This is a genomic window from Streptomyces sp. NPDC085927, from assembly GCF_044540975.1.
Taxonomy (GTDB): Bacteria; Actinomycetota; Actinomycetes; order Streptomycetales; family Streptomycetaceae; genus Streptomyces; species Streptomyces hirsutus.
On the sequence record NZ_JBITSN010000002.1, the window covers coordinates 188,533 to 213,070 of the forward strand.

General features: G+C 69.3%; 24 protein-coding genes and 1 pseudogene. 5 read left to right on the forward strand and 20 right to left on the reverse strand.

The window, feature by feature from the left end; all coding sequences use genetic code 11:
* Positions 1-2: 2 nt before the first annotated feature.
* From ACIF80_RS05765 to ACIF80_RS05800, 8 genes are read right to left on the reverse strand one after another with little or no spacing between them, the layout of a single operon-like run.
* Positions 3-818 (reverse strand): GvpL/GvpF family gas vesicle protein, encoded by an 816-nt coding sequence (locus ACIF80_RS05765; protein ID WP_399799821.1) that lies wholly within the window; start codon positions 816-818, stop codon positions 3-5.
* 19 nt (positions 819-837) lie between these two features.
* A complete protein-coding gene (locus ACIF80_RS05770; protein ID WP_399799824.1) occupies positions 838-1,179 on the reverse strand; it encodes a gas vesicle protein in 342 nt (113 codons plus the stop codon).
* On the reverse strand, positions 1,172-2,239 hold the full coding sequence (locus ACIF80_RS05775; protein WP_399799826.1) for an SRPBCC family protein: 1,068 nt from the start codon (positions 2,237-2,239) through the stop codon (positions 1,172-1,174). Before ACIF80_RS05775 ends, ACIF80_RS05770 begins: the two co-directional genes overlap by 8 nt.
* Before the next feature lie 6 nt (positions 2,240-2,245).
* Positions 2,246-3,010, reverse strand: a complete 765-nt coding sequence (locus tag ACIF80_RS05780; protein WP_399799829.1) for a histone protein — start codon at positions 3,008-3,010, stop codon at positions 2,246-2,248.
* 7 nt (positions 3,011-3,017) lie between these two features.
* Positions 3,018-3,278: a gas vesicle protein GvpG gene (locus tag ACIF80_RS05785; protein ID WP_399799831.1), complete on the reverse strand. Its 261-nt coding sequence runs from the start codon at positions 3,276-3,278 to the stop codon at positions 3,018-3,020.
* Position 3,279: 1 nt separating this feature from the next.
* A complete protein-coding gene (locus ACIF80_RS05790) occupies positions 3,280-4,029 on the reverse strand; it encodes a GvpL/GvpF family gas vesicle protein (RefSeq protein ID WP_399801185.1) in 750 nt (249 codons plus the stop codon).
* A 2-nt stretch (positions 4,030-4,031) separates the two neighbouring features.
* Positions 4,032-4,502, reverse strand: coding sequence for a gas vesicle protein GvpJ (gene gvpJ / locus ACIF80_RS05795; RefSeq protein ID WP_399799834.1), 471 nt, complete (start codon positions 4,500-4,502; stop codon positions 4,032-4,034).
* A gap of 42 nt (positions 4,503-4,544) precedes the next feature.
* On the reverse strand, positions 4,545-4,865 hold the full coding sequence (locus ACIF80_RS05800) for a gas vesicle protein (protein ID WP_399799836.1): 321 nt from the start codon (positions 4,863-4,865) through the stop codon (positions 4,545-4,547).
* Between the two features lie 184 nt (positions 4,866-5,049).
* On the opposite strand from ACIF80_RS05800, the gene ACIF80_RS05805 reads away from it, so the two are divergent.
* Positions 5,050-5,220, forward strand: a complete 171-nt coding sequence (locus tag ACIF80_RS05805) for a hypothetical protein (RefSeq protein WP_055594165.1) — start codon at positions 5,050-5,052, stop codon at positions 5,218-5,220.
* An 827-nt stretch (positions 5,221-6,047) separates the two neighbouring features.
* Positions 6,048-7,040, forward strand: a complete 993-nt coding sequence (locus ACIF80_RS05810) for an endonuclease/exonuclease/phosphatase family protein (protein ID WP_399799839.1) — start codon at positions 6,048-6,050, stop codon at positions 7,038-7,040.
* A 262-nt stretch (positions 7,041-7,302) separates the two neighbouring features.
* Here the strand turns inward: ACIF80_RS05810 and ACIF80_RS05815 are convergent, their stop codons facing one another.
* The 3 genes and pseudogenes from ACIF80_RS05815 to ACIF80_RS05825 form a co-directional block, all read right to left on the reverse strand.
* The gene (locus tag ACIF80_RS05815; RefSeq protein ID WP_399799842.1) at positions 7,303-8,853 is read right to left on the reverse strand and encodes a fused MFS/spermidine synthase; all 1,551 of its coding nucleotides are present in this window, start codon (positions 8,851-8,853) and stop codon (positions 7,303-7,305) included.
* Positions 8,854-8,900: 47 nt separating this feature from the next.
* On the reverse strand, positions 8,901-9,146 hold the full coding sequence (locus tag ACIF80_RS05820; protein ID WP_399799845.1) for a DUF397 domain-containing protein: 246 nt from the start codon (positions 9,144-9,146) through the stop codon (positions 8,901-8,903).
* Positions 9,130-9,402, reverse strand: a pseudogene (locus tag ACIF80_RS05825) (Scr1 family TA system antitoxin-like transcriptional regulator); the annotation flags it as partial. The pseudogene ACIF80_RS05825 and the gene ACIF80_RS05820, both read right to left, overlap by 17 nt.
* Positions 9,403-9,636: 234 nt before the next feature.
* Here ACIF80_RS05825 and ACIF80_RS05830 point away from each other — a divergent pair.
* Positions 9,637-10,617, forward strand: coding sequence for an arabinan endo-1,5-alpha-L-arabinosidase (locus tag ACIF80_RS05830; protein WP_399799847.1), 981 nt, complete (start codon positions 9,637-9,639; stop codon positions 10,615-10,617).
* Positions 10,599-12,032, forward strand: coding sequence for a family 43 glycosylhydrolase (locus ACIF80_RS05835; RefSeq protein ID WP_399799849.1), 1,434 nt, complete (start codon positions 10,599-10,601; stop codon positions 12,030-12,032). The genes ACIF80_RS05830 and ACIF80_RS05835 overlap by 19 nt, the downstream gene beginning before the upstream one ends.
* A gap of 76 nt (positions 12,033-12,108) precedes the next feature.
* Here the strand turns inward: ACIF80_RS05835 and ACIF80_RS05840 are convergent, their stop codons facing one another.
* From ACIF80_RS05840 to ACIF80_RS05875, 8 genes are all read right to left on the reverse strand, one after another.
* Complete coding sequence (locus ACIF80_RS05840; protein WP_399799851.1) at positions 12,109-13,863, reverse strand: pyridoxal phosphate-dependent aminotransferase; 1,755 nt, start codon at positions 13,861-13,863, stop codon at positions 12,109-12,111.
* 239 nt (positions 13,864-14,102) lie between these two features.
* On the reverse strand, positions 14,103-15,281 hold the full coding sequence (locus ACIF80_RS05845; RefSeq protein WP_399799853.1) for an aldose epimerase family protein: 1,179 nt from the start codon (positions 15,279-15,281) through the stop codon (positions 14,103-14,105).
* A 55-nt stretch (positions 15,282-15,336) separates the two neighbouring features.
* Positions 15,337-16,581, reverse strand: coding sequence for a multiple monosaccharide ABC transporter permease (gene mmsB / locus ACIF80_RS05850; protein WP_399799856.1), 1,245 nt, complete (start codon positions 16,579-16,581; stop codon positions 15,337-15,339).
* Positions 16,578-18,137 (reverse strand): multiple monosaccharide ABC transporter ATP-binding protein, encoded by a 1,560-nt coding sequence (gene mmsA, locus ACIF80_RS05855; protein ID WP_399799858.1) that lies wholly within the window; start codon positions 18,135-18,137, stop codon positions 16,578-16,580. The genes mmsB and mmsA overlap by 4 nt, the downstream gene beginning before the upstream one ends.
* 46 nt (positions 18,138-18,183) lie before the next feature.
* Positions 18,184-19,296: a multiple monosaccharide ABC transporter substrate-binding protein gene (gene chvE / locus ACIF80_RS05860; RefSeq protein ID WP_399799860.1), complete on the reverse strand. Its 1,113-nt coding sequence runs from the start codon at positions 19,294-19,296 to the stop codon at positions 18,184-18,186.
* A gap of 189 nt (positions 19,297-19,485) precedes the next feature.
* A complete protein-coding gene (locus tag ACIF80_RS05865; protein ID WP_399799862.1) occupies positions 19,486-20,454 on the reverse strand; it encodes a hypothetical protein in 969 nt (322 codons plus the stop codon).
* Positions 20,455-20,638: 184 nt separating this feature from the next.
* On the reverse strand, positions 20,639-21,700 hold the full coding sequence (locus ACIF80_RS05870; protein ID WP_399799865.1) for a zinc-binding dehydrogenase: 1,062 nt from the start codon (positions 21,698-21,700) through the stop codon (positions 20,639-20,641).
* Complete coding sequence (locus tag ACIF80_RS05875; protein ID WP_326752523.1) at positions 21,697-22,860, reverse strand: mandelate racemase/muconate lactonizing enzyme family protein; 1,164 nt, start codon at positions 22,858-22,860, stop codon at positions 21,697-21,699. The genes ACIF80_RS05870 and ACIF80_RS05875 overlap by 4 nt, the downstream gene beginning before the upstream one ends.
* A gap of 653 nt (positions 22,861-23,513) precedes the next feature.
* Here ACIF80_RS05875 and ACIF80_RS05880 point away from each other — a divergent pair.
* On the forward strand, positions 23,514-23,984 hold the full coding sequence (locus ACIF80_RS05880) for a hypothetical protein (RefSeq protein ID WP_399799867.1): 471 nt from the start codon (positions 23,514-23,516) through the stop codon (positions 23,982-23,984).
* Between the two features lie 7 nt (positions 23,985-23,991).
* Here the strand turns inward: ACIF80_RS05880 and ACIF80_RS05885 are convergent, their stop codons facing one another.
* Positions 23,992-24,459, reverse strand: a complete 468-nt coding sequence (locus ACIF80_RS05885; RefSeq protein WP_399799869.1) for a MarR family winged helix-turn-helix transcriptional regulator — start codon at positions 24,457-24,459, stop codon at positions 23,992-23,994.
* Positions 24,460-24,538 lie beyond the last annotated feature (79 nt).

The following is a 24,538-nucleotide window of genomic DNA, read 5'->3' on the forward strand; positions in this document are numbered from 1 at the left end:
CCTCACACCTCGCCCACGAAGGAGTAGGGCACCCACGGGCCCGAGAGTTCGATCCCGGCGCCGGTGCTTTCCCGCAAGTCCTGTGCCAGCAGCTCCAGTTCCGCCGACCGGTGCTCGGCGACCAGGTAGGTGGCGTTCAGGACCTGGACGCGGTGGTCGCCGGCCGTTCCCGGGCCGTGCGGCCGGAGCCGGCGGGACGCCTTGGCGATGCGGCACACCCGCGTGTCCACGGTCTCGGCGACGCGCAGGGACTCCTCCCGTCGCTGCTCGCGCCGTGCCTGCAGGTTCCGTTTGCGTTCCAGATACGCCCGCCCCGCTCCCGGAGCCGGACGGCTCCGGTCGCCCGGTGGGCTCGGCCGCTGCGCCGCCCCGCCGCCGTCATCGCCCGGAGAGCCGGCCGCGTAGACCTTCACGCCCCATTCGGCATGGTGCGCGATGCGTTTCAGGGCGGTGTGGAAGCGCGCCGACTCGTCGCTCAGCACGCGCTCGGCCCTGTCCTCCGCGGTGTACAGCGTCGCCAGGGGCAAGGGCACCGTGGGTGCCTGGGCGGCGACCGCCGACACGACCTCGTGGTGGGCGCGCGCGTACCGTTCGAGTTCGGGCTCGTCCGTCAGACGCTCCTGCCATGCCTCGTCCGTGAACTCGGCGGCCCGCACGGTCTGCACGATCGCGGTGAGAGAACCGAGGGGAAGCGTACGCAGGGGTGCGTCCCGGGTGACCCCGGGCACCCCGGCGAGAGCCGGACTTCCGTCGGCGCGGCAGACCGCGTACACGTAGAGGGCGGTCGCTTCCGAAGCCTTGGGGCTGTGCTCCGTCATGCCTTCGTTTCTCCCTGGCTCAACGATCGGACGACACCATGTCCCGGGGACCGGATTCGAGTGCCTCCAGCCGGGCACGCAGTTCGCGGTTCTCCTCCTGCAGAGCGCTTCGTGCCGCGCGGGAGCTGAGCGCCGGGTCGGTCTCCCACCAGTCGATGCCGGCCTTCTTCGCGGTGTCCACGGAGGCCACGAAGAGGCGCAGCCGGATGGTCAGCAACTCGATGTCGAGAAGGTCGATCTTGATGTCGCCGGCGATCACGATGCCCTTGTCGAGGACGCGCTCGAGGATGTCGGCGAGGTTGGTGTTCGGGGGCCCGGGGACGGGTTGGTTCACGTCGTGCCGGAAGGCGAGGTCAGTCACGACGGGCCCTCCGGGAGCGCCGCTCGGCGGGCTTCTCCTCTTCTTCCTCTTCCTCCTCCTCCTCTTCTTCTTCCTCCTCGTCCTCCGGGCCGGGCTCCTCTTCTTCCTCGTACTCCTCGTCCTCGTCTTCTTCCTCGCCCGTCAGTCGATCGTCCGCGGCCTCGCCGTCCTCTTCCTCTTCCTCTTCCTCACCCTCGTCCTCGTCCTCCCGGCCGTCCTGGTCCTCTTCCCTCTCTTCTTCCTCCTCCATGGCCTCTTCGTGGGACTTGACGACTTCTCCGTCGCGGATCTCGCCACGCCAGGCCTCGGGCTCGTCGGTGGTGAGCGTGACGTATCGCTGGAAGTGCTTGAAGTCCAGGCGCACGCGGCGCCCTTGGGCACGCCAGAGGTTGCCCGTCTTCTCGAAGAACCCGGACGGGTAGTACTCGAGGACCAGGACGATCCGGGTGAGGGTCGGACCCAGTTCGTGGAAGCTCACCGCACCGCGCGTGGTGCCCTTGGCGCCTTCCGACGTCCACACGATGCGTTCGTCGGGCACCTGCTCCTGGACCGTCGCCTTGAAGCTGCGCGCGGACGGTCCGATCTTGACCTTCCAGTTACTGGTCGCCTCGTCTTCCATCGAGACGTCCTGAACGCCCTTGGTGAAACCGCTGAACTGGTCGTACTGGGTCCAGTGGTCGTAAGCGGTACGCAGAGGCACTCCCACATCGAGTACCTCGATGATGTTCATGAGCTTGCCGCCGCCCGACTTACGCTTGCGCTTTCCACCGCCGAAGGTCTCTTTGGCCTTGTCCACGACACTGTCCTTGACGCCCTTGGCCTTTTCCGAGACGAATGCCTTCACCGGCGAATCGCCCTGAAGGACGCGTGAGCCGATCTTGGGCAGGGAACCGCCGTTCTCCGCGACGTCGGTCAGCCGGCCCGTGACGCCGGTCAGCTTGTCTCCCGCCTTCTCGGCGAGTTTCCCCGCATGTGCGCCGAGGAAGCCGGACAGCTCTCCCCGGAGCCTGCCCAATCCGGACTCTTCAGCCTCGGGTTCTGTGTTCTTCGTCTTGGCCATGACTGGCTACCTCCGACGCTTCGTGCGCTTGGATTCGGTCCCCTTCACCGACGACGAAGTGCTTGCTGCCGTCTTCTTCGCGGGAGATGTCTTCTTGGCCGCGGTCTTTTTGGACGCCGTCTTCTTGGCCGGAGCGGACTTCTTGGCGGTCGCCTTCTTGGCCGGAGATGTCTTCTCGGCCGCTTTCTTCTTGGCGGGGGAGGACTTCTTCGCCGGGGTCTTCCTTCCCGACGGCCGCTTCTCCGGCCTCCGCTCGGGCTCCTCTTCCTCCTCTTCCTCCGGGCCGGGCTCCTCCTCTTCCTCCTCGTCCTCCGGGCCCGGCTCCTCTTCGTCCTCGTACTCGTCGTCCCCGTACTCCGCGCCTTCGTCGTCCGGGGTCTCTTCGTCCTCGCCCTCGTACTCCTCCTCGACGTCTTCGTTCTCGCCCTCCTCCTCGTCCTCGTCCTTGAACCGCGGAGGTTTGGTGAGACGGGCCGTGCGGTCGCTGAGCGTGTCGGCCAGCGAGCTCAGGCTGCGGTTGGCGGTGGCGGACATGGCCTTGCGGCCCGCTTCGAGGACCTCGCCCCGGAGCTGGTCCTGGAGCTGGGCGAACTGGGGAACCCCTCCGAGCCGGCGCATCCCCTCCGCGGCGAGCTGGCGGGGCTCCAGACCGAACCGCCGGCCGGCCAGGTACGTGGCGACGGTGATGGCCAGCCGTCCTTTTCTGGTCCGGCCCAGGAGGTAGCCGCCGACCACTGCGGCCCCGAGGGCAACTTTGGACTGGTCTTCCATCAGCACGTCACCTTCGATCGCGATCGTTGTGTGCCGGACCGACCCGCACGGCGTGCAGTCGGTCGAGCAACCGTTCTTCTTCTCGTTCGAACTCGTCCGGAGTGATGTCGCCCGCCTCGAGCTCCTGGTTGAGCACCGCCAGCTGCGCACGCAGTACGGCGGGGTCGTGCACCTCGCGCTCGGCGGCGTCGTGGAGTTTCTCGGCCACCCAGACCACGCCCCGGACCGGCGCGATGGGCAGGGTGAGCAGGCCGGTGATCAGTCCCATGTCACGCCCCGCCCATGGGAAGGGGGAGGGCCTCGGACGAGACGAAGCTGTAGCAGGGGAGCGGGCCGGCGAGCCGGAGCTCCACATGCTCCCGATGAGCGTCCGCGAAGGTCCGGGCTCTGGTGAGGAAGGCGTCGGTGTCGCCGCGGTCGACGAGGAAGGACAGGTTGAGTGCGCAGCCCGACACGGGGGGACCCGTTGCCACGGCGCGGGCCCCGGGCGTGAGTTCACGCACCAAGCGCTGTCCCGCCGTTGCCGCTCTGCGGGTGAGTGCGGTGGTGACGGCTTCGCCCAGCCTGATGCTGGCCTCGTAGCCGGGACGCCGGCGGGCGGCATCGCGAAGCCGTCGTACGTTCTTCTCCTCGGCGACGAGGGCCGCCAGCGCGTTCTGCGCCGGAAGCGCCTTGACGTTGATCTCGAAGCGGCCGGCCAGCTGTTCCAGAGTGGCGGCGTGGCGGGACCCGTCGGCGGCCAGCTGATCGAGGACCGTCCTCTCGTCCGGCGCGACCATGCCGAACCGCATGGGCAGCACCGGCCCTTCGTCCGCCAGGCGCATCAGGAGTTCCTGGTGCGCCAGCAGGTCGCGACGTCGCGCGCGCAGCTGGGGCGGTGCCTCGCTGACGACCGCGTCGAGCGGGCCCTGCCCGATCGTCCGCACCGGGGCGGGAGGGGACCCCACACCGCCGAGCCCTTCCGGGAGCACCGTTCCCGCCCGCAGAATCGCGTAGACGTACACCCCGTCGGTCACCACGGTCATGCCTCCACCCGGCGGCGGCTGCTCTTGCGCGCGGGAGCGCGCCGCTTCCTCGGGCGTTCCCGCTGCTCGTCCTCGACCTCGTCCTCGTCCTGGTCGTCGGGCTCCTCCTCGCCGCCGCCCACCACTTTGCGTACGGTCTCGCCCACGGTGTCGGCGGCCTTGCGCACCTTGCGCTTGCCGACGGCCTTGGCCGCACCGCCGCCGAACAGTTCGGGGACCGTGGTGCTGCGCGAATCGCGCTCGAGGTCCAGCCGGTTGCACGCCTCCGCGAACCGCAGGTAGGTGTCCACGCTCGCGACGACGATGCGCGCGTCCACCTTCAGGATCTCGATACCGACCAGTGAGACCCGTATGAACACGTCGATGACCATGCCGCGGTCGAGAATCAGTTCCAGTACGTCGTACAACGTGCCGGCGCGAGGCGGGCAGGCCACTACTTCGTCGGAGTAGTAAGTGGTGGCGGTCATGGAAGTTCCTTCCAGCAGAGGGGCAGAGGGAGCGGACACGGATCACTCGTCGGCCGCACCCCGTCGGTAGCGGCGGACCCTGCGGTACTCCAGGAGCTCACCGGCCCGGTCGAGTTGCACCTCGTACGAGGCCAGGAGGCTCGTGGTGTCGGGGATCCGCGGAACCTCCAGGACGTCCACCACCACACACCAGCCGTCGTCGGAACGCCGGACGGCGGACACGCCCTCCGGCGGGTGATCGATCAGCTCCGCCAGGCTCCGGAGGGCAGTACGGGCCGCGTGCTCGGGCCCCCGCGCGGCTCCCGTGCGGCGAGCCGGGGCCGTCTTGGAGCTCCCGGCATCCGGGCGACGTGGTTCTGCCATACGGTCAGTTTTGGCGCTCCTGACGGCTGTGCATCTCGAGCGGGGCCATCCGTGTGAGGCGCGGAGCGTGTGTGTCGCAGTGGCGCGGCGCGCGCGTTTTCCCGCTGCGACATAAAAGAAACATCAAGACGCCATGCGTACCACGAGAACTCCGGGGCATCTGCTCCCTCGGAGGTTGATAATCATGGTTCCCCTGCTTCTTGTACTTCTGCTGGCCCTCGTTCTTTTCGGTGCCGGATTCGCCATGAAGGCGCTGTGGATCGTGGCGGTGATCGTGCTGGCCGTGTGGCTGCTCGGTTTCGTCATGCGCTCCGCCGATACGGGCGGACGCCGTGGCCGGTGGTATCGCTGGTAGACCGAGGAACACGCCGTACTTGAATGCGCGGGGTGGTACCGGAGAAATCTCCGGTACCACCCCGCCTTCATGCCCGGATGGATTCGTCGAGCCCGGTGTGTGTCCCTCCGTCTCCCTTTCCGCCGGCATGACGTGAACCTCGCGGCGCAAGAGGGGCGTTCTTCCGGGCGCTGCCTTTCCGAAGCCGCGACGAAGCGGCAAGTGGTTCTCGGTGATGGCGGCCTTGGGCAGAGCGGGGGCCCACCGCTTGCTCTCGCCACCGTTTGTCGAAGATTCGCCACTCGAGACCGAAATCGACCGAAAGGCCTTCAACAGCTCCTTCGGAAACCCTGGTCCTCAACAATTGAGCGGGCGCCGTTCCTTGAGAGGGCCACCGGCATGAACGCGCCTATGAGCTCGTCACGCGGTCTTGGTGAGTCTGGTCAGGGCATGGCGTTCGTCGGATTCACGCCTGCCTCGAGGGGACCCACCAGAGCTTCGGACCGGCCCGGTACGGCTGCTCCCACTGAGCCCTTTCCGGCCTGAGGGCGGGGTCCGACAGTGAAGGTGACAACGTGGTGAAGCCCTTGGTGGATGGGTTTTCGACCAGGAGAACTGTCTCCGCCGGAGGCTTCACCTGCTTGTTCGTCCTTCCGGCACCGTCCTCCCGAGGCCGTGACGGGAAGCCGTGCCGCGTCGGTGGTCGTTACCTCCCCTCGGAATCACCCCTTCCGTGTACCTCGTCGGTAACAGGCTTGCCCAGCAGATGGATTGAGAAGGGCTCTTGAAGCAATCTCTTCCTGTACCTGACAAAGGCAGCCACGCACGGTCACCCACGGGGGAATATCATGAACGCTTCTACCCTTACGTACCGCAAGCGCACCACAGGTAGGAAGACCTACGCCGCCGGAGCCGCGGTGGTCGCCGCGCTCCTCACCTCCACGGCCTGCGGTCCGGGCGCGGCCGACAGCTCGGACGAGATCAAGTCCTCCGACCGGCCGAACGCGGCAAGCCCGGCGGAGCCGGGTGGAACGGCTTCGGCGGAGGAGGCACCCGCGGACGAGCCTGTGGCCATGGCCGCAGCCGCCTTCACGAACAGGGTCGCCACTTTCAATGTGGACAATCCCTCCAGCCGCTTGAGGAAGGGCCGCCACCTCAACCGGATCGTGAACGAGATCGCCCGGTACCGTCCGCAGGTCATCGCGCTGCAGGAGATCTGCGTCAAGGAAACGAACGCCATCGTCGAACGGCTCAGGAAGAAGGGGTACACATATCGCGTCGCACACGGAAGTGTGACAAGGCACGGGGGGCGCTGCCTTGGCTATGGCACGTCCTACGGCAACGCGATCCTCTCCGCCGCGCCACTGACGGGCAAGAAGAACACGCGCTACACGAGGCCCTCCACGGACCGCGATGACAAGGCGGAGAACCGCGGGCACGTCTCGGCCTACACCACCGTCGCCGGCAAGAAGGTGCGTGTCTTCGCGACCCATCTCTCGGAGGGGGGCCAGCGGGCCGAGCGGAATGCACAGATCAAGGAACTGCTTGTCGCGGTGAAAAAGCATCCGAACGCCATTGTCCTGGGAGACTTCAACGCGACCCCGACCTACTCCGAGATGAAGCCCGTATGGAAAGAATTCCGGGACGCCGACCCCAAGTGCAACGCAGCCCGCAGCGGTCCCCCCTGCAAGCCGACCCTCGGCAAGGACACGAGCCCGAACCGGAAGAAGTTCGACTACATCCTCCTCCGCAAGGGCGGCCGCTTCTCCGCGTCGGGTGTGGGAGTCCACCCCAACTACTCGAATCACGACCTGGTCCACGCCGACCTGCGGGCCCGATGACCCGTTCCCGCCCCGGGCCACCACCCGCCGGCGGGAGGACGAGGCCGACGGCGGCTCCGGGACCGCGTGCCCCCTGGCCGCCGCCGATGCCCTGGATGTTCGGAGCACCCACACCGGTCACGCCCGACCAGGACATCTCGCCAAGATCTTGTCACGAGCTCTTCGGCCTGTCGGCGGCATTCCGGAAGCGCCCCTCGCCCGCTGGCGGCCCAAGCGCTTCCCTCCTACGGGAGGCCCCTTGCGACGTCAGGACGGGAATGGCTCATCGGCTGTTCTGTGGGCTGTGGGGCTGGAGGAGCTGATCGACGGGTGCGTAGTCGTCGGTGAGTGGTCGGGCGTCGCCGATCCAGGAGGTGAGGTCGTCGCCGGTGACGATCTTCCAGCCGGTGTGCCGGGCGTCCAGCGCTTTCTGGGCCGCGTGGAGGTCGACCGGCCGGTCGGAGGCGAACATCACCAGATTGCCGCCCTCGGGGGTGGCGGTCGGTTCGAGGCCGATATCGGCGGGTTCGCCGGTGAGGGCGACGTGCTCGAAGGTCTCGCTGAGGGTGGCTGCTTCGGCGCGTGCGAAGGCCAGACCACCGTGATCGATGAGGTTGGCGACGTACAGGCCGTCCTCGTCGAGTACCCGCCGTACGTCAGCCATCGCTTCCACCGTGGTGAGGTGCCACGGCACGCTGACGCCCCCGAAGGCGTCCCCGACGACGAGGTCACGGCTGCCGGCGTCCAGTCGCCGCAGGCCGAGCCTGCCGTCCTCGACGCGTACGTCGATACCGGTTTCCGGTCTCAGACCGAATGCGTCGCGGTCGACGCGCACGACCCCGCTGTCGATCTCGGATACGAGGCTGCGTGTCCCGGGCCGCGTGGCCGCGAGGTAACGGGGAAAGGTGAGCCCACCGCCGCCCAGGTGGTGGGCAGCGAGTGGCTCACCTTCGCGGAAGGCGGCATCGACCACCGACGCGAGGGCGCGCACATACGTGAACTCGAGGAAGGCCGGGTCGTCGATGTCGACGTAGGAGTGCCGCAGGCCGTCCAGAACGAGTGTGCGGCCGCTGTCCCGGTCGGGGTCTGCGACGACCCGTGCGCAGTGGTACCTGGTCTCCGCGTCGCAGCCACCGGGCGCGACCGTGGTGGCAAGGCCGCCGGCAACGACCACGAGTGCGAGGGCGAGGGCAGGGGTGCTTCTCCACCGGCGCGTTCGCCACTCGACCAGCGCCGAGCCGACCACCAGCAGCGCTCCAAGACCGATCAGGATGCCGCTGACCGGCAACCGTGATACGAGGACGAAGCCGGTGAGAACGGTGCCGACGATGGCGCCGACGGTGCCGACGCCGGACAGCCGGCCGACAACCGTTCCGGTCTCGGCGAGGCTGGTGAGACGCAACTTGGTCACGATCGGCGTCACCGCGGAGAGCAGTGCGCCCGGCACGAGGATGGTCAGCGACGCGATCAGCAGGAGCATCGCCGGTGCCCACTCCGCAGTGACGCGCAGTACAGCGGGGGTGAGCGCCACGACCGCCCCCGACACCCCGAGCGAGGGGCCTATGAGCCGGCGTGGATCGACCTGGTCGGCGATGCGCCCACCCAGCCACGAGCCGAGGGCGATCGCGGTGAGGGCGATGCCGATCACCATGGTGCTGGTCTCGAGGGTGAGGCCGAGGTAGGGAGCCAGCAGCCGCAAGGCGACGATCTCGACCACCAGGACTGCGGCCGAGGATCCGAACACAAGCGCCACAGCGACACGGGGGCCCGGACCGTAGTCGCGGGGTGTGCCCTCGGCGACAGGCATGGAAGACGATCCGGTCACGGGCGACATCCTTGCATGCGACTCATCCACGGACGGGAGTGGGGAGAAGCCGCCGGTTACTCGGCGAAGTGGGTGAGGGAGCCGGTCCGGGCGGTGGGGGAGAGGGCGGGTTGCGGGCCCTGGTGGTTCTTGGAGTCGCGGACGTGGATGGTGGCGGGGCAGGCCGCGACCTCTACGCAGTCGCCGGAACCACTGCTGCTGTAGCTGGACTTGTGCCAGGAGAGGGCGACTTCCAGGCAGTCGTCCCCGGATGCGCTGCTGTAGCTGCTCTTGAACCAAGCCAGATCAGTGATGCCCATCATCCCCTCGCATCCGCTGCAACAGGCTCACGGAGTCTTGGAGGGACAGAGCCTGTGAACGCATCCTGGCACAACGGCTCTGGAGCACACTCACCACTTTTCGGTCGGCGATCAGGATGCCGCTCTCCTGCCCCTCGCTGTAGGCGAACCGCTCGTTCTCCGGAGTCTCCGGCAACCGGATGGGGCCCCGCAGCCCGGCATGCGAATCGTGCACGAGCGGCATCACCCGCAACTCGATGTTCCGCAGCTGGGCGGCCTCCGGCGCGGTGGGAGGTGGTGGACCGGGAGCCGCCCGCCAAGACGGTCCGTGCCGAGGCGCGCCTCGACCGGGGCTGCGCGGGTCATTGACGCGCAAGTGGTTCGATTCTACGTTCCCGTTCGAACTTGCGATCGCCGTTCGAGATTACGGACGCGCTCTGACCCCCACCGCGTTCTGGCCCCCACCGCGCTCTGCCCCCCACCGCGTTCTGGCCCCCACCGCAAGGAGACCCGCATGCGCCGCAGTTCCCTCCGCAAACGCACCGTCCTCCTCGCTCTCCCCACCGCCGCCCTGCTCGCCCTCATGCCGACCGCCGCGTCGGCGTACCCCCATCCCGGCCGGGTCACCGGCTCCGTCGTCACCCACGATCCGTCGATGATGCGGACGTCGTCGGGGCAGTACCTGCTGTACGCGACCGGCGGCGGCATCAGCAACAAGACATCGAACGACCGCACCGCCTTCAGCGCGGGGGCGGACGCCTTCACCTCCCGGCCGAGCTGGTGGCGGAACTACTCCTCCGTCCCGGAGGCGTGGGCGCCCGACATCTCGTACCGCGGCGGCAAGTACCTGATGTACTACTCCGTCTCGTCGTTCGGCTCCAACACCTCCGCGATCGGGCTCGCCGCCTCCAGTACCGGGCAGCCGGGGAGCTGGACCGACCAGGGCATCGTGTACACCTCCGGCTCCTCCAGCGACTACAACGCCATCGACCCCAACCTCTTCGTCGACGACGACGGCAAGTGGTGGCTCTCCTTCGGCAGTTGGTGGACCGGGATCAAGATGATCCAGATCAACCCGTCCAGCGGGAAGCAGCTCTCGAGCAACACCACCCGCTACTCCCTCGCCTCCCGGCCCACCGGGACCAAGGCCGTCGAGGCGCCCTTCATCGTCAAACGAGGCGGGTACTACTACCTCTTCGCGTCCTACGACACCTGCTGCGCCGGCACCGGCTCCACCTACAAGGTCAAGGTCGGCCGCGCCACCGGTATCACCGGGCCGTACCGCGACAGGAACGGCGTCTCGATGATGAGCAACGGCGGGACGCCCGTGCTGGAGCCGCACGGCAGCATCGTCGGCCCCGGCGGACAGTCGATCATGAACGACGTCGACGGCGACCTGATCGTCTACCACTACTACGACGCCAACGACAACGGCACCCCCAAGCTCGGCATCAACCTCCTGAACTGGAGCAGCGGATGGCCCGTCGCCCACTGATCCTGCTGGCCGCGCTGCTGCTCGCCCTGTCGCTCGGGCAGTCCTCCGCGCAGGCGGCCTCGTTCGCCAATCCCGTCAAGGCCCAGAAGGGCGCCGACCCCTGGATCGTCCGCCACGACGGCACCTACTACCTGATCAGCACGTCCTGGACCGACGTCATCACCATCCGCAGGTCGGCCACCCTCGCCGGACTGAACACCGCGCCCAGCGTGCAGGTGTGGCAGGGCGACGCGGCCTCCCGGTGCTGCAACATCTGGGCACCCGAACTGCACTACCTCAACGGCCGCTGGTACCTGTACTACGTCGCCGGGCAGAACGTCTCCGACTACAACCCCACCCAGCGCAGCCACGTCCTGGAGAGCACCGGATCCGACCCCCTGGGGCCGTACACCTACAAGGGGCGGCTCAACTCCTCCTGGATGCTGGACCCGACCGTCGCCACCATCAACGGGCAGCTGTACCTGTTCGGCAGCACCCACAGCGGGACGCAGAACGTCGTCGCCGCCCGCATGTCCAACCCGTACACGGTGAGTTCCTCCTTCTCCACCGTCTCCACGCCCACCCACGACTGGGAACGGCAGGGTGGAACGGTCAACGAAGGGCCGGAGATCCTGCAACGGGGCGGGCGGACCTTCCTCATCTACTCCGCCGGCGGCTGCTGGACCCCCGACTACAAACTCGGCCAGCTCTCCCTCACCGGCTCCGACCCCACCTCCGCGTCGTCCTGGACCAAGAAGTCCACGCCCGTCTTCCAGCGCAGCGACGGCAACGGCGTGTACGGGCCGGGGCACAACGGGTTCTTCACCTCGCCGGACGGGAGCGAGAGCTGGATCGTCTACCACGCCAACGACTCCACCTCCGACGGATGCGACAACGGGCGCACCGCCCGCGCCCAGAAGTTCACCTGGAACTCCGACGGCTCACCGAACCTCGGTACGCCCGTACGGCTCGGGGCGAGCCAGACCGGCCCCTCGGGCGAGCCCTCGGCCGTCACCGCCACCTACACCCTCACCAACCGCAACAGCGGCAAGTGTCTGGAAGTAGCCGGGAGTTCGACCGTCGACGGGGCCAACGTGCAGCAGTACGCCTGCAACGGCGGTGCCCACCAGCGCTGGCGGCTGGAGGATCTCGGCGACGACACGCACCGGCTGGTCAACGTCTCCACCGGCAAGGTGCTGGACACCGAGAACTGTTCTTCCGCCGACGGGGCCGACCTGCGCCAGTGGTCGTGGCTGAACAACACCTGCCAGCGGTTCCGGTTCGTCGCCACCGACAGCGGCCACGTCCGGATCCTCAACCAGGCCACCGGCAAGGTCGCCGACGTCGCCGGCTGCTCCACCGCGGACGCGGCCGACGTACGGCAGTGGACCTGGCTGAACAACGCCTGCCAGCAGTGGCGGCTCAACCCGGTCTGACCGGCCCGGGACCTCGGGTGCGTCGGGGTGCCTTCGCGGTACCTCGACGCGTCCCGTGTGTCCCGTGGGGGGCCTGTCAGCTCAGCTGGCCCATGCCCGCCGCCTCCGGCCAGCTCTGCGCTCCGCCCCAGCCGGACGCCGGGGCCTGGGACAGACCGTCGGTACCCCTGACCTGCGCCGCCGTCAGGCCGCCGCGGGCGGGGACACCGGGCGGCGTGGGACCGGTGGGCATCTGCGGGGGCGAGTACGACGCGGCGGCGGGCATCGGAGCGGGCGCGGGTACCTGAGCCGGAGCCGCCAGGGGGTGCTGCGGCATCTGCTGCGGCATCTGCTGAGGCACTTGCTGGGGAATCATCGGCTGAGGCGCCTGCTGGGGAACCGGCTGCTGCGGCACCGGCGGGGACTGCAGGGGAGGGGCCTGCATGGGCTGTGGTGCCTGCTGGGGCATCTGCTGCGGCCCCGGCGAGGCTGCCGCCGGCATGGGCATCCCGCCGCCCGTGCCCACCGGAACCGGGGACGGGACGGCGGGGAGCGGCATGCCGATGCCGGCGGCCGGAGCGGCGGGGAGACCCGGCGCCCCCGTACCGGCGCCGATGGCCTGGGCGGCGAGGCCCTGGGTACCGGCGCCGTTGGTTTCGCTGACCAGGCGGTCTATCGCCGCCGTGCCCGAGCTGTAGCCGGTCCCTGTGGCCTGCTCGGGCACGGCGGCTCCCCTCCTGGAGGTCCCGTAGAGCACCTGTTCCAGGCCGGACACCAGGCGGCGTACGTCCACCTGCGGACGTACCACGAGACGCAGGAAGCGGCTGGACGAGCCGATCTTGTTGCCGCACTCGCGGACCAGGAGCCGGTGCTCGGTGAGCATGCGGTCCCGCACCACGGTGCCTTCGGCGCCCACGGGGAGGCGCACGAAGAGGAAGTTGCCCTGGGACGGGTAGACCGTCAGACCGGGCAGTGAGGAGAGCTGGCCGGACATGTCCATCCGGTCGCGGCGCACCTGGTGGAGGCTCTGCTGGTACTCGGTGCCGTGCTCCTTCAGCATGAACACCACGTGCTCGGCGAAGGAGTTGAGGTTCCACTTCGGCAGCATCGAGCGGACGCGGCCGGCGAGCGCGGGGTTGGCGACGAGGTAGCCGAACCGGATGCCGTGCAGCCCGAAGTTCTTGCCGAGGCTGCGCAGGACGATGACGTTGGGGCGCAGCATCGCCTCCTGCACCACCGACGGTTCCACCTCGGCGTCGGCGAACTCCAGGAACGACTCGTCGATCACCACCAGGTCGAGGTCGGCCATCGCGTCCATGAACTGCACGACCGCGTGCTTGTGCAGGAAGCCGCCGTCGGGATTGTTGGGGTTGCAGATCACCGCGACCTTGGTGCCCCGCGCGCGGATGAACTCGGCGTACTGGGCGAGGTCGAGGGCGAAGCCGCTGGACTCCTGGAGCGGGAACATGTCGACCCGCTTGCCGGTCTCCATGGGCTGGTCGGTCCAGCGGCCGAAGGTGGGGACGGGGACGGCGAGGGACTCGCGGACCAGCAAGTGGTCGATCCAGGTGATCAGTTCCGTCGAGCCGTTGCCCATCGCCACGCACTGCGGCGGGAGCCGGAGCAGGCTGCACAGTTCGGCCGTGATGGTGTCGGCGCTGCTCGGGTAGTACGTGATGATGTCGCGCAGCCGCGCCGCCATGTCCTCGAACATGGCGGGGGTGGGGAAATACGGATTGCACGGAATGCAGAAGTCCACCGGGCCGGCCCCGTCGCTCTCCCGCGCCAGCGCAGCCATCGAAGGGCTGTGCGCCGCGGTGCTGCGGAACAACGAGGTGACGTTGTCGGCCATGGAACCTCCGGGTGGGCGGGCCCGCCGGGGACGTACCGGGCCCGTCATGCGTGGGTGGCCCGCGCGGGGGAGCGCGGGCCACCCGTACATACGGAGGGGTGTGTGGCGCTGTTCAACCGGTGTGAAAAAAGTGTGACGACGTGAACCCCGGGCGTGGTTTATGCGTCACGCGCCCCGGACCGGCCTCCCCCGAGGCCCGTCAGGACGGGGTCAGGACCGGTCAGGCCCCGTGGTCGGGCTCAGGCGTCGAACGAATGGACCGTCGTCGTCCGGTACGTCTCGCCTGGCCGCAGCACGGTCGACGGGAACGACGGCCGGTTCGGCGAGTCCGGGAAGTGCTGGGTCTCCAGGCACAGCCCGTCGCCCTGCCGGTAGACCCGCCCGCCGGTGCCGACGAGGGTGCCGTCGAGGAAGTTGCCGGAGTAGAACTGCAGTCCGGGCTCGGTGGTGGCGATCCGCAGGGTGCGGCCGGAGGACGGGTCGCGCAGGGTGGCGGCGTGCCCGGGGCGGGCGGTGACGCCCTTGTCGAGCACCCAGTTGTGGTCGAACCCCTGGCCGTACAGCACCTGGGGGTGGGCGACGCGGAGGTCCCGGCCGACCGGTTTGGCGCTTCGGAAGTCGAAGGGGGTGCCGCCGACCCGGGCCAGTTCGCCCGTGGGGATCAGTCCCGCGTCGACCGGCGTGTAGCGGGTGGCGGCGATGGACAGCTCGTGGTCGCCGACGGAGCCGCTGCTCTCGCCGGCGAGGTTCCAGTAGACGTGGCTGGTGAGGTTGACGACGGTGGCCCGGTCGGTGGTGGCCGCGTAGTCGACGCGCCAGTCGCCGTGCCGGGTGAGGGTGTACGTCACCTTCGTCCGCAGGGTGCCCGGGTAGCCCATCTCGCCGTCGGCGCTGACGTAGGACAGGCGCAGTCCGACGTCGGACCCCTCGGTGAACGGTTCGACGCCCCAGACCCGCTTGTCGAAGCCCTGGGCGCCCCCGTGCAGGCTGTTGGCGCCGTCGTTGACGGAGAGCTGGTGGGCCGTGCCGTCGAGGGTGAAGCGGCCCTTGCCGATCCGGTTGCCGTAGCGGCCGATCAGGGCGCCGAAGTACGGGCTGGAGGTGACGTACTCCTCGAGGGTGTCGAAGCCGAGGGAGACGTTGGCGTGGCGGCCCCGGCGGTCGGGGACCTCCAGGGACTGGACGATGCCGCCGTAGGACAGGACCTTCAGCCGGGTCCCGCCGTTGGCCAGCGACCAGCTGTGCACCTTCGTGCCGTCCGCGAGTGTGCCGAAGAGCGTCCGTACGGGCTTTCCGGCGCCCGTGCCCCGGCCGTTGCCGCCGTCCGAGGCGTGCGCCGTCCCGCCGGCCGTGGTGGCGGCGATCCCGGCGGCCGCGGCCGCCGCTCCCGTGATGACCGTGCGTCTGTTCAGTTCCATGGTGTGCAGCTCCCTCATGGAGAGGGCCCCGCCTTCCGGCGGGGCCCGAGCCGACTTACGATCCGACCTTGCGCTTGTTCCACACGTCGAAGCCGACCGCCGCCAGGAGCACCAGGCCCTTGATGACCTGCTGCCAGTCGGTGCCGACGCCGACGAGGTTCATGCCGTTGTTCAGCACGCCCAGGACCAGACCGCCGATGATCGCGCCGAGCACGGTGCCGACACCGCCGCTCATCGACGCGCCGCCGATGAACGCGGCCGCGATCGCCTCGAGTTCGAAGTTGAGGCCGGCCTTGGGCGAGGCCGCGTTGAAGCGGGCGGCGAAGACCAGACCCGCCAGGGCCGCGAGCATGCCCATGTTCAGGAAGACCAGGAAGGTGACCTTCTTGTCCCGCACACCCGACAGCTTGGCCGCGGGCAGGTTGCCGCCGATGGCGTAGATGTGGCGGCCGATGACGGCGTTGCGCATCACGTAGCCGAAGCCGACGAGCAGCGCGCCGAGGATCAGCAGCACGATCGGGGCGCCCTTGTAGCTGGCCAGCAGCAGCGTGACGGTGAGGATGGCGGCGGTGAGCGCCACCAGCTTCAGCAGGAACAGTTTGGCGGGCAGGACGTCGAGGGCGAACTCCTGCTGGCGGCGCCGGTCGCGGACCTCCTGGAGCACCACGAGGGCTATCAGTCCGAGGCCCAGCAGCAGGGTGAGGTTGTGATAGTTCGTGTCCGGTCCGACCTCGGGCAGGAAGCCGTTGGCGGTCGTCTGCAGCCCCTTGGGGAACGGGCCGAGGGTCTGGCCGTCGAGGAAGATCTCGGTCAGACCGCGGAAGGTGAGCATGCCCGCCAGGGTCACGATGAACGACGGCAGCCCGCCGTACGCGATGAACCACCCCTGTACCGCGCCCGCGATCGCGCCCACCGCCAGGCACAGCAGCACCGCGACGGGCCAGGGCAGGTCGTTGCGGACCATGAACACGGCGGCCATCGAGCCGACGAACGCCGTCAGCGAGCCGACCGACAGGTCGATGTGGCCGGCGATGATGACCAGCATCATGCCGATCGCGAGGATCAGGATGTAGCTGTTCTGCAGCACCAGGTTGGACACGTTGCGCGGCAGCAGCAGGTCGCCCTCGGTCCACACCGCGAACAGCGCCACGATCAGGCCGAGGGCGATCAGCATGCCGTACTGGCGCATGTTGCGGCGCATGCCGTCCAGCATCAGCTGGAGCAGGCCGTCACCGGTGCCCGCCCCGTTCCTGCCCGGCGGCGCGGCGGCCGGGGTCTTGTCGGTGACATCCGTGCTCATCGGGTTACCTCTTTGTCCTTTTTGTCCTTCGTCATCCGACGCATCAGCGATTCCTGGGACGCCTCGGCCCGCGAGAACTCCCCGGTCAGCCGCCCGGCGGCCATCGTGTAGATGCGGTCGCACATGCCGAGCAGTTCGGGCAGCTCGGAGGAGATGAAGACGACCGCCTTGCCCTCGGCGGCCAGTTGGTCGATGACCGTGTAGATCTCGTACTTGGCGCCGACGTCGATGCCGCGGGTCGGCTCGTCCAGGATCAGCACCTCGGGACCCGCGAAGATCCACTTGCTGAGGACGACCTTCTGCTGGTTGCCGCCGGACAGCTTGCCCACCGGCTCGAAGACCGTCGGCGCCTTGATGTTCATGGACGTGCGGAAGCCCTCGGCGACCTGGCGTTCCTCGTGCTCGTCCACGACGCCCCGCCTGGCGACCTTGCCCAGCGCGCTGAGCGAGATGTTGCGGTTGATGGTGTCGATGAGGTTCAGGCCGTAGTGCTTGCGGTCCTCGGTGACGTACGCGATGCCGTGCCGCACCGCCTCGGGGACGGTCTTGGTCCGGATCTCCTCACCGTCCCGCAGGACCGTGCCGCCCGCGTACCGGCCGTAGGTGCGGCCGAACAGGCTCATCGCCAGCTCGGTGCGGCCGGCGCCCATCAGGCCGGCGATGCCGACGATCTCGCCGCGCCGGACCTGCAGCGACACGTCGTCGACGACCTTGCGCTGCTGGTCGATCGGGTGGTGCACGGTCCAGTTGCGCACCTCGAGGGCGGGGGCGGTGCCCTCCTCGGGGTGGTGCGGGGTCCGCTCCGGGAAGCGGTGCTCGAGGTCGCGGCCGACCATTCCGCTGATGATCCGGTCCTCGGTGGTCTCCGCGGCCTTCACGTCGAGCGTCTCGATGGTCCGCCCGTCCCGCAGGATCGTCACCGAGTCGGCGACCGTGCGGATCTCGTTCAGCTTGTGGGAGATGATGATCGAGGTGATGCCCTGTTCCTTCAGCTGGAGGATCAGGTCGAGCAGCTTGCCGCTGTCCTCGTCGTTGAGCGCCGAGGTCGGCTCGTCGAGGATGAGCAGCTTCACCTTCTTCGACAACGCCTTGGCGATCTCCACCAGTTGCTGCTTGCCCACGCCGATGTCGGCGACCCGGGTGTCCGGGTGGTCGTCGAGCCCCACCCGGCGCAGCAGCTCGGTCGCGTGCCGCAGCGTCTCGTGCCAGTCGATGCGGCCGCGCCGGGCGTGCTCGTTGCCGAGGAAGATGTTCTCCGCGATGGAGAGGTACGGCACCAGGGCGAGCTCCTGGTGGATGATGACGATGCCCTGCTGCTCGCTGGCCCTGATGTCCTTGAACCGGCAGGGTTTCTCCTCGAAGAGCACCTCCCCCTCGTAGGTGCCGTGCGGGTGGACGCCGGAGAGGACCTTCATGAGGGTCGACTTGCCGGCGCCGTTCTCGCCGCAGATGGCGTGGACCTCGCCCTGCCGGACGGTCAGGGTGACGTCCGACAGCGCCTTGACGCCGGGAAAGGTCTTGACGATCGAGCGCATTTCCAGGACGGGTCCCGCCATGGTCGTGCCTTCCAATCCGTAGGTGACGGCGGTGTGCCGGGACCGGCTACTTGAGGTCGCTCTCCTTGACGTAGCCGGAGTCGACCACGGTCTCCTGGTAGTTGGCCTTGTCCACGGCGACCGGCTCCAGCAGGTAGGCCGGCACGACCTTCGCCCCGTTGTCGTAGGTCTTGGTGTCGTTGACCTCGGGCTTCTTGTCCGTCAGGAGCGCGTCGACCATGTTCGTGGCGACCTTGGCGAGCTCGCGGGTGTCCTTGTAGACCGTCATGGACTGCTGGTCGGCGATGATCGACTTCACCGAGGCGACCTCGGCGTCCTGGCCGGTGACGATCGGCAGCGGCTTGTTCTTGGAGCCGTAGTCGTCCGACTTCAGCGCCGACAGGATGCCGATGGAGATGCCGTCGTACGGGGAGAGGACCGCGTCGACCCGCCCGCTCTTGTAGGACGAGGTCAGGATGTCGTCCATGCGCTTCTGGGCGGTGCCGCCGTCCCAGCGCAGGGTGGTGACCTGGTTCAGCTCGGTCTGGCCGGACCGGACGACGAGCTGCTTCTTGTCGATGTAGGGCTGCAGGACGTTCATCGCGCCCTGGAAGAAGTAGCGGGTGTTGTTGTCGTCGTTGGAGCCGGCGAACAGCTCGATGTTGAAGGGGCCCTTCTCGCTGCCGTCCTTCAGGCCGAGCTTGTCGACGATGTAGTCGCCCTGGAGTTCGCCGACCTTCTCGTTGTCGAACGAGGCGTAGTAGTCGACGTTCTCCGTGCCGAGGATCAGGCGGTCGTAGGAGATCACCGGGATGTCGGCGTCCTTGGCCTGCTGCAGGACGTTGTTCAGCGACTTGTTGTCGATCGCCGCGACGATCAGCGCCTTGACGTCCTGCGTGATCAGGTTCTCGACCTGGGCGACCTGCTGGTCCGGGTCGTCCTCGCCGAAGACCAGCTTGGTCTTGTAGCCCTTGGACTCCAGGTCCTTCACGACGTTGTCGCCGTCGGCTATCCAGCGCTCGGAGGACTTGGTCGGCATCGCGATGCCGATGGTCGCTCCCTTGGAGTCTCCCTTGTCCTCCTCGCTTCCGCCCTCGCCGCTCTGGCCGCAGGCGGACAGGGTGAGGGCGAGGGAGGCGGCGGTGGCCACGGCGGCGACGGCGGCTCTGCGGTTACGCATGATCATCATCCTTGATGTGTGTGCAGGGCGGCCCGGGGGTGCGAAGTCACTTTCGGGCCAAGGGATTTGGCGATGAAGTTGTGGTGCGGGGCGGTGCGGTGCGAAGAGGGTGCTGGGCAATCCCGAGAAAGGGGTGTGTGGGATTGTGCGCGTCTGTGTCTGCTTCTGTGAAGCCGAGTTTCCGGAACGTTATGACGAGATGCCGAACCTGCGCAGATCCCCCGGGAGCCGTGAACCGAGCGGGGCCATGTCACCGTCCGCGCCGTGGCGGGCGAGCAGGTCCAGGGCCAGCCGTCCGCGCCGCACCCGCTCCTTGGCACTGGCGAGGGTGACGTCCCGCATGTGGTGCCCGTACGGATAGATCCCGGGCGCCTTGGACAGGCCGAACTTCAGGTACAACGGCGCACCGCGCCGGATCAGTTCGGCCACCTCGTACATCCGGACGTAGCCGCCGAGGTCGTCGGGGGCCTCGATGTACATGTCCATCGGGGTGGCCGAGACCCTTCTGATCTCGGTGAGGTGATCGAGCGTCAGGTCGCTGGGCACGTTGACCGAGTCGGCGCCGAGCTGCTCGTACACCGCGTACGAGGCCGGGTTGACCGGTCCGATGAGGGCCGAGACCTTCAGTGTGGTGTCCTGCGGAATGATCCCGGCCGCCCGCGCCCGGTGCAGCGTCCACAGCACCCCCTCGTCGGCGACGAGCAGGCACTTGACGCCCAGCTCCGTCGCCCGCACGGCGTCCTCGACACAGCCGGCGACCGCGTCGTGGCCCCGGGCGCGCAGTCCGGCGCCGCGCGAGTCGGTACGGGTGGAGCCGCCGATGTCCCAGGTGCCGCGCGGGCCGGTGAACAGGCAGAGCTCGATGTCCCGTTCGGCGGTGGCCTTGACCATCTCGGTGATCTCGGCGTCGGTCAGCATCCAGACGCCGCTGCCCTGGCTGATCCGGTGGATCGGCACGTCCAGCCGGGAGGCCTCCTTCAGGACCACCGCCAGCGCCTCGGGCCCCTCGCAGGAGGGAACCTCGGTGCGCCAGCGGCCACCGCCGGGGAAGGAGTGCGGCGAGGCGTCGGCGGGGTCGGGGGCGGGAGCGCCCAGGCCGAGCGCGGTGAGCGCCTGCTCACCGGGCCTGCGGGCCGGCTTGGCGGAAGCGTCGGTCACAGGATGTCCTTTGGTTCGGTATGTCGGACGAGGTTCGCGACCCGCGGGAGGAAGCGGGCGGGACGCGGTCGACGGGAGGGGGCGGGCGGCAGGAGGAAGCGGGGGGGGGGGGGGGGGGGGGGGGGGGGGGGGCGGGGGGGGGGGGGGGGGCCCCCCCCCCCCCCCCCCCCCACGGCCGGGCGCCCTAGGGGCGCAACAGCACCTTGCCCACCTTCGGGTCGCCGGATCCCACCAGCTCGATGGCCTCCGAGAACCCGGCCAGCGGCAGCTCGTGCGTGACCAGCGGTAGCGGATCGAGCAGCCCGGCGGCGAACACCCGCACCGTGTGCGCCCAGGCGTCCGGCGGTGCCCCGAAGACGGTGTGCACCTCCAGCTGCCGTACGACCAGGTCCGTCGGGTCGAGACCGTCCGCGCCCGGCGCCGGGATGCCCGTCAGGACGAGCCGCCCGCCGCGCCTCAGCAGCGCGGCGGCCGTGCGGGCCGCGTCGGCGGACCCGGCGGTCTCGATCACCACGTCGAAGTCGTCCGGGAGCGGCCGGTCCTTGGTGCGGAAATCGGTGGCGCCGTACCGCCGGGACAGCTCCTCCCGGTCGCCGCGGGTACCGACGACCAGCAGTTCGGCCGGGGAGTTCGCGCGCAGGAACTGCACCGCGAACATGCCGAGGGTCCCCGTCCCGACCACGGCGACCCGCTCCCCGGGCACGGCGTTCGCCTTGAGCGCGGCGGCGGCGATACAGGCCGCCGGCTCCAGCAGCGCCGCCGCGGTGAGATCGGCACCGTCCGGCAGGACGTGCAGCAGGCGGGCCGGCAGGGTCAGCGTGGCGGCCATCGCCCCCGGCCGGGTGAACCCGGTCTCCTCGTAGCCCGCCGAGCACAGCGTCGTCTCGCCGGCGTGACAGCGGTCGCACACCTGGCAGTTCCGGAAACCCTCTCCCACGACCTTGCGGCCGGTGAGCGAGGCGGGCACGCCCGCACCCACCCGCTCCACGGTCCCGGACCACTCGTGGCCCGGCGTGAGCGGGTAGCGCACGTACCCCTCGGGGCGGTTGCCCTGGTACACCTCGCGGTCACTGCCGCAGATGCCGGTCGCGTGCACCCGGACCAGCGCCTCGCCGGGGCCGGGGTCGCGCGGCTCGTGCGCGACCAGGCGGTGCGCGCCGGGGCCGTCGACGACCACGGCCACGGAGTCCCCGGCCGCGCGGGTGGCCGGGGAAGTGGCCGAGGGGCCGTCCGCCCGCCCGGTCACTTCGTGCCCTTGGGCTTGCGCTGCTCCCAGCCCTCGGCCCACAGGTCGAACCGGGCCTGCTGCTGCGGGAACTCGGCCGCCGCGTCGACGTCCAGCTCCACACCGAGGCCGGGGGCGTCGGAGAGGTGGAAGCAGCCGTCCTGAGGGTTCACCTGCGGGGCGCCCTTGACGACCTTCTTGATCTCCGCGTCGGCGAAGTCGTTGAAGTGCTCCAGGATCTTGAAGTTCGGCGAGGTGAAACCGACTTGGAGGGACGCGGCGGTGAGCACCGGACCACCGACGTTGTGCGGCGCGACCAGCATGTAGTGGGTCTCGGCGGTCGCGGCGAGCTTGCGCGTCTCCCAGATGCCGCCGATGTGGCCGACGTCCGGCTGCAGGATGTCGACCGCCTGGCTCTCGAACAGCTCACGGAACTCGATGCGGTCGTGGACGCGTTCGCCGGTGGCGAGGGGGATGTCGACCTTGGCGGCGACCTTCTCCAGCGCCTTGAGGTTCTCCGGCGGCACCGGCTCCTCCAGCCAGGCCGGGTCGAACGGCGCCAGCTCCCTCGCGAGGCGGACGGCGGTGGCGGGGGAGAAGCGGCCGTGCATCTCCAGCATCAGCTCGGTCTCGGGACCGATGGCGTCGCGGACCGCCTCGATCAGGGAGACGGCGTACAGGGTCTCCTTGTGGTCGAGTTCGAAGTGCCCGGTGCCGAACGGGTCGATCTTCAGGGCCCGGTAGCCGCGCTCCACCACCGCCTGCGCGGCCTTGTGGTACGCCTCCGGGGTGCGCTCGGTGGTGTACCAGCCGTTGGCGTACGCCTTGACCTTGTCGGTCACCCTGCCGCCGAGCAGCTGCCAGACGGGGACGCCGAGAGCCTTGCCCTTGATGTCCCAGCAGGCCATCTCGACGACGGCGATACCGGACATCACGATCTCGCCGGCCCGGCCGAAGTCGCCGTACTTCATCCGGCGGACCAGGTCCTCGACAGCGAACGGGTCCGAGCCGAGAATGTGGTTGACCTCGGCTTCCTTCAGATAACCCAGCAGGGCGTCGGTGTGCCCCAGCATCCGGGTCTCGCCGACTCCCGTGATCCCCTCGTCGGTGTGCACCTGGACGTACGTCAGGTTGCGCCACGGCGTCCCGACCACGTGTGTGCTGATTCCGGTGATACGCACGGCAGTTGCCCCTCGCTGCGTTGTGGACCCTGTGATCGTTCGATGGTGCGGTGCGACGTGTTCGATATTTCGTCACGCGTTCGAAATGCTGGCGTGACAGTAAGGACGGGGTGGCGGGGGTGTCAATGGGTCGCGCGCATAACGGTTTCGACAGTTTCGAAACCTATGGGCAGGCGTCCCTACCAAACCTTCACAGCTTGCTCTAGGAACCGGACGTGAGCGGAACTTAGCCTTCACGCGTCATGGACTACTGCCACCCGTGCCGAAGGCACCTCAACGGCGCCCTCGCCTGCCCTGGGTGCGGCACCCCCGCCCAGACCCTCCAGGCTCGCCCGGAGGCCTCCGAAGCCTCCCGGACGGCGTACGAGAACGACCCCTCGGAGCCGGAGCCGGAACCCGGACCTCGGCCGGACCGCGGGCGCGAGCCGGACCCGGGGGCGGCCCCGGAGCCTGCCGGGACCGGTGGGGCCGACGGGACCGCCGGGCCCGGGAAACGGCGGGACGGGAACCCCGCGCCCCCTCTGCCCGAGGACACCGCGGACCCCGCGGACGAGGCCGCGGACGAAGGGGGCGAAGGTCCAGGGCCGGGCACGAGCCGCCGGGACCGCAAGGCCGCGGCGCACCGCAGGCGACGGCGGCGTTCGTTGCTGGTCGTGGCGGGGTTCGTCCTGGCCGCGGGCGCGCTGAGCCTCGCGGAGCTGGGGCTGGACGCGCCCGGGACGAAGTCCGAGCCGGCGGTGGCCGGGGACGAGACACCGGACGGCGGGTCGGTCGGGACCGAGCCGGCGCCGCAGTCGAGCGGCGCTCCGGGCGGGGACGCGTCCGTGACGTCCTCCTCCCCGGAGGCGTCCGGTTCGCCGTCGGTCTCGCAGTCGCCGACGGGCGAGGAATCGGCGGAGGTGGAGGACGAGTCCGGCGAGGCGGCCCCGTCGGCGTCCGCGGACGCCTCCCCGGCCGACCCGACGGCGGGCGGGCCGCAGGAGTCCCCGGCTCAGCCGGACACCCCGGGCGATCCGGACCCGGCCCCCACGAAACCCGAACCGGACCCCGAGCCGGACCCGGACCCGGAACCGGAGCCGGAACCCTCGGAGACCTGCAGCCGCTTCCTGTGGTGGTGCACCTGACGGCCGCTCACTCCCGGCCTCCGGGCGCCGTCCCTTCGGTGTCCAGCATCGTCCGCAGGATGTCGCGCAGGGAGCGGCGTTCCTCGTCCGTGAGGGCGGCCAGCGGCTCGCGGGCGAAACGCAGCGAATCGCGCAGGCCGCGGGCCACCTTGCGGCCCTCCTCCGTCGCCGCCGCCACCTTCACGCGGCGGTCCGCCGGGTCCGGGCGGCGTTCGGCCAGACCGCGGGACTCCAGGCGGTCGACGATCCCGGTGACGTTCGACGGCTCGCACTTCAGGCGGTGGGCGAGCTTCCGCATCGGCAGGGGCTCCAGGCAGAGCAGACTCAGGAGCCGGGCCTGCGCGCCGGTGAGGTCGTGTCCGGCCGCCGCCTCCTCGTACTCCTCGTGGTAGCGGGCGACCACCGAGCCGATGAGGCCGACGACCTCCAGGGTCAGGTCGTCGGGGCGTCCGGGGGAACTGGGTGTGGCGGCCATGCCTCCAGGGTACCCACATGCTTGACATCCTGAAATATTCAACGGCATGGTTGTTTCAGGTGATGAAACACTTCGAGGA